Source organism: Bradyrhizobium sp. BRP20 (assembly GCF_020194215.1).
GTDB lineage: Bacteria > Pseudomonadota > Alphaproteobacteria > Rhizobiales > Xanthobacteraceae > Bradyrhizobium > Bradyrhizobium yuanmingense.
Window position 1 is genome coordinate 393,402 of the sequence record NZ_JADYVY010000003.1, and the last position, 13,280, is coordinate 406,681.

Sequence of the window (13,280 nt, forward strand, 5' to 3'; positions counted from 1 at the left end):
CAGGGCCGGTGCTGGGCTCTGTTGAGCCGTGCAGCGTAACCACTTCCGCGAGCGTGATAATTTTCTTGGCATCTGGCATGCCAGAGGATAGAAGTGGAGTCCTGATAAGGACGAGATCGAGACGAAGCGATGAGCCACGAGGACGTGCACAAGGTCCGCTCCTTCGAGCATCCCGGTGAGGGACGCCGACGCGCCAAGGCGACCCCCAAGGGGCGGCAGGTCGATCCCACGGCCGCGCACGAGATCGAGCTGTTGCTCGGCGACAGGCCGCGACGGCGCGATCTGTTGATCGAATATCTGCACCTGATCCAGGACAAGTATCACCAGATCTCGGCGGCGCATCTGGCCGCGCTCGCCGACGAGATGAAGCTCGCCTTCGCCGAGGTGTTCGAGACTGCGACCTTCTACGCGCATTTCGACGTGGTGAAGGAAGGCGAGCCCGACATTCCCCCGCTGACGATCCGGGTATGCGATTCGCTCACCTGCGCGATGCTTGGCGGCGAGAACCTGCTCGAAGATCTGCAGAGCGCGTCAGGTCCCGGCATCCGCGTCGTGCGCGCGCCCTGCGTTGGACGCTGCGACACAGCGCCGGCCGCCGAGGTCGGGCACAATTTCGTCGACCACGCGACCGTCGCCGATGTGATGGCGGCGGCAAAGGCCGGCGATACTCATACGCATCTGCCCAAATATACCGAGTACGATGCCTACGTCGCGGGTGGCGGCTACAAGCTGCTCAATCGTCTGCGCTCCGGCGAGTTGTCGAAGGACGATCTCCTGAAGGCGCTCGACGACGCTTCGCTGCGCGGCCTTGGCGGCGCCGGCTTCCCGACCGGGCGCAAATGGCGCGCGGTGCTCGGCGAGCCCGGGCCGCGGCTGATGGCGATCAACGGCGACGAGGGCGAGCCCGGCACGTTCAAGGACCGCTATTATCTCGAAACCGATCCGCATCGCTTCATCGAGGGCATGTTGATCGGCGCTCACGTGGTGCAGGCGAGCGACGTCTACATCTATCTGCGCGACGAATATCCGGCCTCGCGCGAGATCCTCCAGCGCGAGATCGCAAAGCTTCCGTCGAGCGGCCCGACGCTGCATCTGCGGCGCGGCGCCGGCGCCTACATCTGCGGCGAGGAATCCTCGCTGCTGGAGAGCATCGAGGGCAAGCGCGGCCTGCCCCGGCACAAGCCGCCTTACCCGTTCCAGGTGGGCCTGTTCGGCCTGCCGACGCTGATCAACAATATCGAGACGCTGTGGTGGGTGCGCGACATCGTCGAGAAGGGCGCCGATTGGTGGAAGGGCCATGGCCGCCACGAGCGTCACGGCCTGCGCAGCTTCTCGGTCTCGGGCCGCGTCAAGAATCCCGGCATGAAGCTCGCGCCCGCGGGCATCACCGTGCGCGAGCTGATCGAGGAATATTGCGGCGGCATGGCCGACGGCCACCAGTTCTACGCCTATCTGCCGGGCGGTGCGTCCGGCGGCATTTTGCCTGCAGCGATGGACGACATCCCGCTCGATTTCGGCACGCTGGAGAAATACGGCTGCTTCATCGGCTCGGCTGCGATCGTGATCCTGTCGCACAAGGACAGCGTGCGGTCGGCCGCACTGAACCTGATGAAGTTCTTCGAGGACGAGAGCTGCGGCCAGTGCACGCCGTGCCGCGTCGGTACCCAGAAGGCGGCGCTGCTGATGCAAAGGCCGGTCTGGAACCGTGCCTTGCTGGAAGAATTGAGCCAGGCGATGCGCGATGCCTCGATCTGCGGGCTCGGACAGGCGGCATCGAATCCGCTGTCTTCCGTGATCAAATATTTCCCTGACGAGTTCAAGGAAGCCGCCGAATGACCAAGATCACGTTCGAACTCGACGGCAAGCAGGTCGAGGCCAAGCCCGGCGAGACCATCTGGCAGGTCGCAAAGCGCCAGGGCCGCGACATTCCGCACCTCTGCTATTCGCCGGCGCCGGACTATCGCCCCGACGGCAATTGCCGCGCCTGCATGGTCGAGATCGAGGGCGAGCGCGTGCTGGCTGCGTCCTGCAAGCGCACGCCGTCGGTCGGCATGAAGGTGAAGACCGAGAGCGCCCGCGCGACTGCTGCGCAGAAGATGGTGATGGAGCTGCTGGTCGCAGACCAGCCGGCGCGCGAAACCAGCCACGACCCGGAGTCGAAGTTCTGGCATTGGGCCGAGACGACAGGCGTCACCGAGAGCCGCTTTCCCGCCGCCGAGCGCTGGGCCACCGATGCCAGCCATCCGGCGATGCGCGTCAATCTCGATGCCTGCATCCAGTGCGGCCTGTGCGTGCGCGCCTGCCGCGAGGTCCAGGTCAACGACGTCATCGGCATGGCCTACCGCAATGCCGGCGCCAAGATCGTGTTCGACTTCGACGATCCCATGGGCGAATCCACTTGCGTTGCCTGCGGCGAATGCGTGCAGGCCTGCCCGACCGGCGCCTTGATGCCGGCCGTGATGCTCGACGATAAGCAGACGCGCGTCGCCTATGCCGACAAGAAGGTCGATTCGCTCTGCCCGTTCTGCGGCGTGGGCTGCCAGGTCACCTATGAGGTCAAGGACGAGAAGGTGATCTATGCGGAAGGCCGCGACGGCCCCGCCAATCACAATCGTCTCTGCGTGAAGGGCCGCTTCGGCTTCGACTACATCCACCATCCGCATCGCCTGACGAAGCCGCTGGTGCGGTTGCCGAACGCGAAAAAGGATGCGAACGATCAGGTCGATCCGGCCAATCCGTTCACGCATTTCCGCGAGGCGAGCTGGGAGGAAGCGCTCGACATCGCCGCCAAGGGCCTCGTCAAGATCCGCGACGAGAAGGGCGTGAAGGCGCTGGCCGGCTTCGGCTCGGCCAAGGGCTCGAACGAAGAGGCCTATCTGTTCCAGAAGCTGGTGCGCACCGGCTTCGGCTCCAACAACGTCGATCACTGCACGCGCCTCTGCCACGCTTCGTCGGTCGCGGCGCTGTTCGAAGGCCTCAGCTCGGGCGCGGTGTCGGCACCGTTCTCTGCCGCCATGGACGCCGAGGTCATCATCGTGATCGGCGCCAATCCGACTGTGAACCATCCGGTTGCGGCGACCTTCATCAAGAACGCGGTCAAGCAGAACGGCGCAAAACTGTTCGTTATGGATCCGCGCCGGCAGTCGCTGTCGCGGCATGCGACCAAGCATCTGCAGTTCAAGCCCGGCTCCGACGTCGCCATGCTGAACGCGATGATCAACACGATCATCACTGAGGGCCTGACCGACGACCAGTACATCGCTGGCTACACCGAGGGTTTCGAGGACCTCAAGGAGAAGATCAAGGAGTTCACGCCGGAGAAGATGGAGCCGATCTGCGGCGTCCCGGCGCAGACCTTGCGCGAGGTGGCGCGCACCTATGCGCGCGCGAAATCGTCGATCATCTTCTGGGGTATGGGCATCAGCCAGCACGTCCACGGCACCGACAATGCGCGCTGCCTGATCGCGCTCGCGCTGATCACCGGCCAGGTCGGCCGTCCCGGCACCGGCCTGCATCCGCTGCGCGGCCAGAACAACGTGCAGGGCGCCTCCGATGCCGGCCTGATCCCGATGTTCCTGCCGGACTACCAGCCGGTCGGCCGCGACGATCTGCGCGGCAGTTTCGAAAAGCTCTGGCAGCAGGATCTCGATCCCGTCCGCGGCCTGACCGTGGTCGAGATCATGAACGCGATCCATGCCGGCGAGATCACGGGCATGTATATCGAGGGCGAGAATCCCGCGATGTCCGATCCCGATCTGCAGCACGCGCGCCATGCGCTGGCGATGCTCGATCATCTCGTGGTGCAGGACCTCTTCGTCACCGAGACTGCGTTTCACGCCGACGTGATCCTGCCGGCCTCGGCCTTCGCCGAGAAGGACGGCTCCTTCACCAACACCGACCGCCGCGTGCAGCTGGCGCGTCAGGTGATCAAGCCGCCCGGCGATGCGCGCCAGGATCTCTGGATCATCCAGGAGATCGGCAAGCGCATGGGCCTGCCGTGGAACTATGCCGGACCCGGCGACGTCTTCACCGAGATGGCAGAGCTGATGCCGTCGCTGAAGAACATCACCTGGGAGCGGCTGGTGCGCGAAGGCGCGGTGACCTATCCGGTCGACGATCCGAACAAGCCCGGCAACGAGATCATCTTCACCACGGGCTTCCCGACCGCGAGCGGCCGCGGCAAGATCGTGCCGGCCAAGGTCATCCCGCCGGACGAGATTCCCGACGACGAATATCCGATGGTGCTCTCGACCGGCCGCGTGCTGGAGCACTGGCACACCGGCTCGATGACGCGCCGCGCCCAGGTGCTCGACCAGATCGAGCCCGAGGCGGTCGCGTTCATGTCGCCAAAGGACATGCGCAAGAAGAAGCTGGTGCCCGGCGATTTCATTCGCCTGGAGACCCGCCGTGGCGCCGTCGAGGTCAAGGTCCGCTCCGACCGCGACGTGCCGGAGAACATGGTGTTCATGCCGTTCTGCTACGCCGAGGCGGCGGCGAACCTGCTCACCAACCCGGCGTTGGACCCGTTCGGCAAGATCCCGGAGTTCAAGTTCTGCGCAGCGCGGGCCGAACGCGCCGTGATGCAGGACGCGGCGGAGTAGGCCTCGCCGGGAACGACGGCTGGAGTGTGGCGGGAAATTTCCACCCACACCGTCATTGCGAGCGAAGCGAAGCAATCCAGACTGCCTCCGCGGCAAGATTCTGGATTGCTTCGTCGCTTCGCGCCTCGCCATGACGGTGGTAAATACCGTTCATGTCCAAAGTCACCCCCGCGACACGCGCACTCACGGCCGCCGGTGTTGCCTTCACCGTTCACACCTACGACTATGATCCCGACGCCGAGAGCATCGGGCTCCAGGCGGCGGCCGCGCTCGGCGAGGACCCGGCGCGCGTCCTGAAGACGCTGATGGCGCTGGTCGACGGCAAGCCGGTCTGCGTGGTCGTGCCGTCCGACCAGGAGGTCTCGATGAAGAAGCTGGCGGCGGCGGCGAACGGCAAGTCGGCGCAGATGATGAAGCCGCCCGAGGCCGAGCGCGTCACCGGCTACAAGGTCGGCGGCATCAGCCCGTTCGGGCAGCGCAAGCCTGTGCGCACCGTGATCGAGCAGAGCGCGCTTGCGCATGATCTCGTCTATCTCAATGGAGGCCAGCGCGGCTTGCAGGTCCGGCTGAAGCCGGCCGATGCGCGGGACGTCCTGAAGGCCGTGGTGGCGGATGTGCTGGCGTGAGCGCGATGGAGCGGGATCATGAGGCGGCTGCTTCTGGCGGGGTTCTGGGTGCTGCTCGGCATCGCTTTTCCGGCAGAGGCACATGAGGTCAATCTCGTCACCGCGCGCGTGAGGCTGAGCCCTGATCGCTCGGTGAGCGTCGAGCTCGGGTTGAAGGGCAGCGATGTCGATCGCCTGATCGGTACGAAGATCTATGATCCGAGACGGGACGCGGTCGATCCTGTCGCGGTCGACGCGGCCAAGCCCGCGATCCTTGCCTATATGGGCACGCACCTGGCTGTCACAGGTGGTGCCAAGGCCTGTGTTGCCGGAGATGCCGCGATCTTGGCCGACGGCGACGGCATCGTCTATCGCAACAGCTTTGCCTGCGCCGACGCCGCCGGCGATCTCATCTATCGTTCCACCGTGCTGACCGAGAAGGACAAGGCTGCTCGACAAGTCGTGCTGATTGCGCAGGGGCGGTCGGAAACGCAGGCCTTGCTCGACGCCGGCAACACGACGGTCACGCTTTCAACCGCGCCGCCGTCGCTGTGGTCGACGATGCAGCGCTATGTCATCACCGGCATCGAGCACATCTTCCTCGGTTACGATCACATCGCATTCCTGATCGCGGTGGTGCTGTGGGCGCGACGGCTCATGCCCGTCGTCAAAATCGTGACGGCCTTCACCATTGCCCATTCAATCACCTTGTCGCTGGCCGCGCTCGATGTTCTCGTGATTCCGAGCAGCATCGTGGAGCCTGCGATTGCGGCCTCGATCGTCTTCGTGGCTGTGGAGAATTTCTTTTCGCGCGACGTCGACAGGCGCTGGCGTGTGGCTTTTCTGTTCGGCTTGATCCACGGCTTCGGCTTCGCGGGGGTGCTGCGTGGCATCGGGTTACCGCCAAACACAGCCGTGCCGGCGCTTGCCGCTTTCAACATCGGCGTCGAGATCGGGCAGGTCGCGATCGTTGCGGTCGCGTTGCCGACCCTCCGTCTCGCCGATCGATGGAGCGGAGGGGACCGGTCCGAACCGGTGAGGGCGGAGGGGCTGGTTTACACGTTCTCTGCCATGATCGGCCTGCTCGGCGGCTATTGGCTGGTCGCGCGCGTCTTCGAAGCTTGAAATCAAGCGGTCTCTCTCGCGCGGTCGGCCTGCTTCCGCCACGGCGCGCGGCCCCACGGCTCCTGCGCACTTGAGTTCGCTCACAAGCCCTGTATAGAAACTGGAATAGAAATAGAATATCGTTCTGTACAATAGAACGAACGCAATTGAGGGACGAGACAATGGAATTCGAACGCGTCCGGCAGGACGACGGCTCACCGGTGCCATTCACGCCCGATGCCGTCATCGAAGCCTTCAAGGCGATTCCCGATTTGCTGATCCGCGACGAGGCCCTCACTGCCCGTGGTCGCTGGCTCGATGTGGATTGCCTGCTCGGGCCGAGCACGCAGCCATTCCACCTCGCCATTCGGGCCGGTCGGATCGTCGACATGGCGCCGGCGCCAGTGCTGATGCGTTCCTGGCGCTTCTCCTATCGCGCGACGCCCGCCGCGTTCGCCGCATATTGGCAACGAATGCCGCCGGCGGGATGGCACGATCTGCTGGCGTTGACCAAGCGCGGGCAGGCGACGCTCGAAGGCGATCTGCATCCGTTCATGGCGTACCTTCAGTATTTCAAGGATCTTCTGGCGCTACCGCGGCGCAGCGGGTTCGGAGGCGCGTCATGAACGGCTTCATCGAGCCGATTGTCGGGCGCTACGTGCACGTCGAGATCGATGGCGAGGTCAACAGGATCTATTTCGAGGAGAACGGCAGCGGCATTCCCCTGGTTTGCCTCCACACCGCCGGCTCCGACGCGCGGCAGTGGCGTCATCTGCTCGTGGACGACGAGTTCACGAGGCATTTCCGAGTCATCACCTTCGACATGCCCTGGCATGGTAAGTCCAATCCCCCGGACAGCCGATATGGCAGCGAATACCGGCTGACCACCGCGAGCTACACGGCGACGATCCGCGCCTTCTGCAGCGCGCTTGGGCTGGAGCGGCCGGTGGTGATGGGTTGCTCGATCGGTGGCCGCATCGTGCTCAATCTCGCCATTGCGCATGCTCACGAGTTTCGCGCTCTGATCGGCCTTGAGGCCGCCGACTTCCAGCAGCCCTGGTACGAAACGACCTGGCTGAACCGGCCCGATGTTCATGGCGGCGAGGTCTGCGCCGCGCTGGTATCGGGATTGATCGCGCCTGGCGGTCCTGAGGGTGCGCGCAACGAGACACTGTGGGGCTACAAGCAGGGCGGACCCGGCATCTTCAAGGGCGATCTTTATTTCTATCGCGTCGATGGCGATCTGCGTGGTCGCACCGGCAACATCGACGTCAACCAGTGCCCGCTCTATCTGCTGACCGGCGAGTACGATTTCTCCTGCACGCCGGAGGACACGCTGCGGACCGCCGCCGGGATTCCCGGTGCGAAGGCCACCGTCATGGAGCGGCTCGGCCATTTTCCGATGAGTGAAAACCCAGGCCAGTTCCGCCGCTACATCGCGCCGGTGCTGCAAAACATCCTCGATAAGCAAAAGTCGTAAACGGGAGGCGTATGTTATGAAGTTGCGTTGGATGATTGCGGTCGCTCTGGCCGCGCAGACGAGTGCCGCGGTCGCGGCCGACGATGTCATCAGGATCGGCGTTCTCAACGACCAGTCCGGTGTGTTCGCCGACAATGGAGGGCGGGGCTCGGTCGCCGCCGCAAGGCTCGCCGCGGAGGATTTCGGCAACGAACTCCTCGGCAAGAAGATCGAGATCATTTCGGCCGACCATCAGAACAAGCCGGACATCGCATCGGCAACTGCGCGCAAATGGTTCGACAATGAGGGCGTCGACATGATCGCGGACGGCGCAGCCTCCTCGGCCGGCTTTGCCATCCTGGAAGTCGCCAAGCAGAAGAACAAGATCTTCGTCATCTCGGGTCCGGGCTCGTCCGATTTCACGGGAAAGTCCTGCTCGCCGATCAGCTTCCACTTCAACTACGACACCTACGCGCTGTCGAAGCTGACCAGCGACGCGATCACGCGGGCTGGCGGCAAGACCTGGTACTTCGTGACAGCCGACTACGCCTTCGGTCACGCGCTTCAGCGCGATGCCACGAAGTTCATCGACGTCGCCGGCGGCAAAGTGATCGGCTCGGCCGCGCATCCGCTCGGCACTGCGGATTTTGCGTCCTTTCTGCTGCAGGCGCAGGGATCCAAGGCCGACGTCGTTGGCCTCGCGACGTCGGGCGCGGACGTGCAGACCGCGATCAAGCAGGCTGGTGAGTTCGGCATCGTCGAGGGCGGCCAGAAGCTCGCCGGCCTCCTGGTCTTCATCACGGATGTGAACTCGCTTGGCCTGAAGGTCACGCAGGGTTTGCAGGTGACGACCTCGTTCTACTGGGACCTCAACGAGCAGACCCGGGCCTGGTCGAAGCGCTACTCGACGCTGATGGACGGCAAGGTCGCGAGCATGGTGCAGGCAGGCGTCTACAGCGGCGTCCGACATTACCTCGCCGCCGTCAAGGCAGCGGGCACCACCGATGCAACGGTCGTTGCCGCCAAGATGCACGAGCTGAAGGTCAACGACATGTACAACAAGGACGTTGCGGTCCGCCCCGACGGGCGCGTGCTGCACACGATGTATCTCGTGCAAGTGAAGAAGCCGGAGGAGTCCAAGTATAAGTTCGACTATTACCGGATCGTCGGCTCCAAGCCGGGCGACGAGGTATTCCGGCCGTTGAGCGAAGGCGGCTGCCCGCTGGTAAAGTAACTGCGCCGGCCGGGCGGGACCGGCGTCCGCCCGGCCACACGACTTCGAGGGAGAGTTAAGGAATGTCTGGTTCGATTGGGTTCATCGGTCTCGGCGTCATGGGCGAGCCGATCTGCCGCAACCTGTTGCGCAAGAGCGGCCGGCCGGTGCTTGCGTTCGACCTTTCCGTGGAGCCGTTGGCGCGTATCGTGGCTGACGGAGCGACGGCGACGACGTCGATCGGGGATGTTGTCGCCGGCGCACAGACGGTCTTCCTGTGCCTGCCCAGCGCCAAGCACGTCATGTCGGTCTTCGAGAGCATCCTGCCGGCGGTCAAGCGCGACCAGACTGTGATCGATCTCGGCACGTCCGACGTCGGCCTGACCCGTTCATTCGCGAAGCAGCTCGCGGAGAAGGGCGCGCTCTGGATCGATGCGCCGATCGCGCGCACCCGCCAGGCAGCCCAGGACGGCACGCTCAGCGTTATGGTCGGCGCGACAGCCGAGCAGTTCGCCGTGGTCGAGCCGCTGATCCGGCATTTTGCGACCGACGTCACTCTCTGTGGCGGAACCGGCGCAGGCCAAGTGACGAAGATCCTCAACAACATGGTGCTGTTCGAGACGGTGAATGCGCTGGCGGAGGCCGTCGCGCTTGCCAAGCACAGCGGCGTCGAGCCGAAGCTGCTGCTGGAGACGTTGTCCAAGGGGTCGGCGGACAGTTTTGCCCTGCGCAATCACGGCATGAAGGCGATCGTCGCCGGGGAGTTTCCGCTGCGGGCGTTCTCCACTGAATATGCAATGAAGGACCTCTCCTATGCGCTGGAGCTCGGCGCGCAGGCTGGGCTCAACCTGCGCGGTGCCGCGCTTATGCGCACCATCTTCCAGGAGACGATCGACAAGGGGATGGGGGATGCTTACTTTCCCGTCATCGCTAAGCTCATCGATCCCTCCGGATTCCCCCAATAGGAAACGCCATGCCTTCGCCCGGTGTCGCCGCCGTCGACCGCGCTCTGACGATCCTTGCCGCGTTCGAGGATGCCCCGGAGCCGATGACGCTGGCGGAGCTTGCCAAGCGCACCAAGATGTACAAAAGCACGCTGTTGCGGCTGATGGCCTCGCTTCAGGAATTCGGCTACCTCGTGCAACTCGCCGACGGCCGCTACCATCTCGGGCCGACGCCGTTCCGGCTGGGTGCGGTGTACCAGCGCAACAACAATCTGCATGATCGGGTGATGCCGCTGCTGCGCCAGCTCGTGGCCGACGGCACCGAAAGTCCGTCGTACCACGTGCGGCATGATGCCAAGCGCCGGCTCTGCGTGTTCCGCGTCGATTCCCAACACTCGACGCTCGACCGCGTCGAGGCCGGCATGCTGCTGCCGCTGGAGCGCGGGGCGGCGGGCCGGGTTATTCTCGCCTTTGACGGTGAGAAAGGCGCGACCTATGACGCGATTCGCGAGGGCTGCATCGCAGTGTCGTTCGGGGAGCGCGATCCGGATTGTGCCGGGCTGGCCTGCCCCGTGTTCGGGTCCGGCGGCAAGTGCGTCGGCGCCTTGTCGCTCTCGGGGCCGAAGCCGCGCTTCACGAGAGACAATATCAAGACGATGGCGTCGCTGTTGCTGAAGGCAGCCATCCGCCTGACGCGCACGCTGGGCGGTCCGACCGAGATCCTCGACAATGCCTTATCGGCTTTGGCTGAAGACGCGCGTCCAGCGCGCAGGGCGAGGCGCTAGTTGTCGACAAAATGCGCAACGCTGGAAGGTCGAGCATGCCACTGACGGACAGAATTTCTCCAATCTCGCGTGCCGTCGGGCGGACGGTATGAGCAGCAAATACGACGTGCTGGTGATCGGCGGCGGCAACGCCGCCCTGTGCGCTGCGATCAGCGCGCGGCGCGGCGGCGCCTCGGTGCTCGTGCTCGAAGGCGCGCCGAAATTCTATCGCGGCGGCAACACCCGCCACACCCGCAACATGCGCTGCGCCCATGACGCGGCGACCGAAATCCTGACCGGCCCCTACACCGAGGAGGAATTCTGGGAGGATCTGCTGCGCGTCACCGGCGGGCAGACCGACGAGGTGCTCGCCCGACATATGATCCGCGAATCCAAGGACATCCTGAACTGGATCGTGGAGCAGGGCGTGCGCTGGCAGCCCTCGCTCGGCGGCACGCTGAGCCTCGGCCGCACCAACTCCTTTTTCCTCGGCGGCGGGCGGGCGATGCTGAACGCGCTTTATCTCACCGCGGAGCGGCTCGGCGTCGCCGTCGAATACGACGCCGAGGTGATCGATCTCGTGATCGAGGACGGCATGTTCCTCGCCGCGCGCCTCAAGCGGCCGGTCAAGGGCGAGAGCGAGATCCGCGCGACTTCATTGGTCGCCGCTGCGGGCGGGTTCGAGGCCAACATCGAATGGCTGAAGCAATACTGGGGCGAGGCGGCCGACAACTTCCTGATCCGCGGCACGCCCTATAACCGCGGCTCGATCCTGAAGATGCTGCTCGACAAGGGCGTGCAGGAGGTCGGCGATCCCACGCAGTGTCATGCGGTCGCGATCGATGCCCGCGCGCCGAAATTCGACGGCGGCATCATCACGCGACACGACTCGGTCGTGTTCGGCATCGTCGTCAACAAGCACGCGCAGCGATTCTACGACGAGGGCGAGGACATCTGGCCGAAGCGCTACGCGATCTGGGGCCGGCTGGTCGCGGCGCAGCCCGACCAGATCGCCTACATCATCTTCGATTCCACCGTCGTGACCAGCTTCATGCCGACGTTGTTTCCGCCGATCGCCGGGCAGACGATCGCGGAGCTCGCCGGCAAGCTCGCGCTCGATCCGGCCGCGCTGGAACAGACCATCACCGAGTTCAACGCCGCGGTGCGGCCCGGGACCTTCGACCACACCATTCTGGATGATTGCGTGACGGAGGGCATCACGCCGCCCAAGACGCATTGGGCGCGCCGGATCGAGACGCCGCCTTTTCTCGCTTATCCGGTGCGGCCCGGCATCACCTTCACCTACCTCGGCACGCGCGTGAACAAGGAGGCGCGAATGCTGATGAAGGACGGCAAGCCGTCCGCCAACATGTTCGCGGCCGGCGAGATCATGGCCGGCAATGTGCTCGGCAAGGGCTATGCGGCCGGCATGGGCATGACGATCGGCAGCGTGTTCGGGCGGATCGCAGGACGGGAAGCGGCGAAACATGCACGGAACTAGGACTCTCGACGAAGCCGACCGTCTGATGACGGTCTGCAATTCCTGCCGCTATTGCGAGGGCCTGTGCGCGGTGTTTCCGGCCATGGAGATGCGGCGCGCCTTCTCCGACGGCGATCTCAACTATCTCGCCAATCTCTGCCATTCCTGCGGCGCCTGCTACGTCGACTGCCAGTTCTCGCCGCCGCACGAATTCAACGTCAACGTCCCGAAGACGTTGGCGGTTGCGCGCGCGGAGTCCTATGCGGCCTATGCCTGGCCGCGGCCGCTATCCGGCGCCTTCGCGCGCAACGGCCTCGTCATCAGCATCACCGCCGCGCTCAGCATGGCGATCTTCATTCTCGGCTTTGCCGCCTTGAATGACCGCGGCGTGTTGTTCGGCGTGCACACCGGGCCCGGCGCCTTCTACAAGCTGATGCCGCACAACGCGATGGTCGCGCTGTTTGGCGCCGCATTCCTCTACGCGATCCTCGCACTCGTCATGAGCGTGCGTGCCTTCTGGCGCGACATCGGCACACCGATCGGCGGCCGCGCCAATGGCGGCTCGATCTTTCAGGCGATCCGCGACGCCGGCGAGCTGCGCTATCTCCATGGCGGTGGCGTCGGCTGCTACAACGAGGACGACAAGCCGACCGACCGGCGCAAGCTCTATCATCACCTGACCTTCTACGGCTTCATCCTGTGCTTCGCAGCGACGTCGGTCGCGACGCTCTATCACTATCTGCTCGGCCGCGAGGCGCCGTATCCGTGGTGGGACCTGCCCGTGGTGCTCGGCACGCTCGGCGGCATCGGCCTGATCGTCGGGCCCATCGGCCTGTTCGCCGCCAAGATGCGGCGCGATCCCGCGCTGCTCGACGAATACAGCTACGGCATGGACGTCGGCTTCATCGCCATGCTGTTCCTGACCGGCCTCACCGGAATGCTGCTGCTGGTGCTGCGCGAGACCGCCGCGATGGGACCGCTGCTCGCGCTGCATCTCGGCGCCGTGTTCGCGTTGTTCATCACCATGCCCTACGGCAAGTTCATGCACGGCATCTATCGCTTCGCCGCGCTGGTGCGCTATGCGCAGGAGCGGCGGACGGCGGCGTGACC

The 13,280-nt window shown here is 64.8% G+C and carries 11 protein-coding genes; all 11 read left to right on the top strand.

The window, feature by feature from the left end; translation table 11 throughout:
- Positions 1 to 129: 129 nt before the first annotated feature.
- On the top strand, positions 130 to 1,836 hold the full coding sequence (locus I6F33_RS10860) for an NADH-ubiquinone oxidoreductase-F iron-sulfur binding region domain-containing protein (protein ID WP_225142397.1): 1,707 nt from the start codon (positions 130 to 132) through the stop codon (positions 1,834 to 1,836).
- Positions 1,833 to 4,601: a formate dehydrogenase subunit alpha gene (fdhF, locus tag I6F33_RS10865; protein ID WP_225142399.1), complete on the top strand. Its 2,769-nt coding sequence runs from the start codon at positions 1,833 to 1,835 to the stop codon at positions 4,599 to 4,601. The genes I6F33_RS10860 and fdhF overlap by 4 nt, the downstream gene beginning before the upstream one ends.
- 152 nt (positions 4,602 to 4,753) lie before the next feature.
- Positions 4,754 to 5,227: a Cys-tRNA(Pro) deacylase gene (gene ybaK / locus I6F33_RS10870; RefSeq protein ID WP_225142401.1), complete on the top strand. Its 474-nt coding sequence runs from the start codon at positions 4,754 to 4,756 to the stop codon at positions 5,225 to 5,227.
- Positions 5,228 to 5,245: 18 nt separating this feature from the next.
- A complete protein-coding gene (locus I6F33_RS10875) occupies positions 5,246 to 6,331 on the top strand; it encodes a HupE/UreJ family protein (RefSeq protein WP_225142403.1) in 1,086 nt (361 codons plus the stop codon).
- Between the two features lie 161 nt (positions 6,332 to 6,492).
- The gene (locus I6F33_RS10880) at positions 6,493 to 6,936 is read left to right on the top strand and encodes a hypothetical protein (RefSeq protein ID WP_036011397.1); all 444 of its coding nucleotides are present in this window, start codon (positions 6,493 to 6,495) and stop codon (positions 6,934 to 6,936) included.
- Positions 6,933 to 7,790 (top strand): alpha/beta fold hydrolase, encoded by an 858-nt coding sequence (locus I6F33_RS10885; RefSeq protein WP_109145110.1) that lies wholly within the window; start codon positions 6,933 to 6,935, stop codon positions 7,788 to 7,790. The genes I6F33_RS10880 and I6F33_RS10885 overlap by 4 nt, the downstream gene beginning before the upstream one ends.
- A gap of 16 nt (positions 7,791 to 7,806) precedes the next feature.
- Entirely contained in the window at positions 7,807 to 9,003 is a 1,197-nt protein-coding gene (locus I6F33_RS10890; RefSeq protein WP_051057080.1) for an ABC transporter substrate-binding protein, read from the top strand.
- 62 nt (positions 9,004 to 9,065) lie between these two features.
- On the top strand, positions 9,066 to 9,947 hold the full coding sequence (locus I6F33_RS10895; protein ID WP_225142406.1) for an NAD(P)-dependent oxidoreductase: 882 nt from the start codon (positions 9,066 to 9,068) through the stop codon (positions 9,945 to 9,947).
- An 8-nt stretch (positions 9,948 to 9,955) separates the two neighbouring features.
- Positions 9,956 to 10,711, top strand: a complete 756-nt coding sequence (locus I6F33_RS10900) for an IclR family transcriptional regulator (protein ID WP_036011383.1) — start codon at positions 9,956 to 9,958, stop codon at positions 10,709 to 10,711.
- An 88-nt stretch (positions 10,712 to 10,799) separates the two neighbouring features.
- Positions 10,800 to 12,191 (top strand): FAD-dependent tricarballylate dehydrogenase TcuA, encoded by a 1,392-nt coding sequence (tcuA, locus tag I6F33_RS10905; protein ID WP_225142408.1) that lies wholly within the window; start codon positions 10,800 to 10,802, stop codon positions 12,189 to 12,191.
- Positions 12,178 to 13,278, top strand: coding sequence for a tricarballylate utilization 4Fe-4S protein TcuB (tcuB, locus tag I6F33_RS10910; protein ID WP_225142411.1), 1,101 nt, complete (start codon positions 12,178 to 12,180; stop codon positions 13,276 to 13,278). The genes tcuA and tcuB overlap by 14 nt, the downstream gene beginning before the upstream one ends.
- The last annotated feature ends 2 nt before the right edge of the window (positions 13,279 to 13,280 follow it).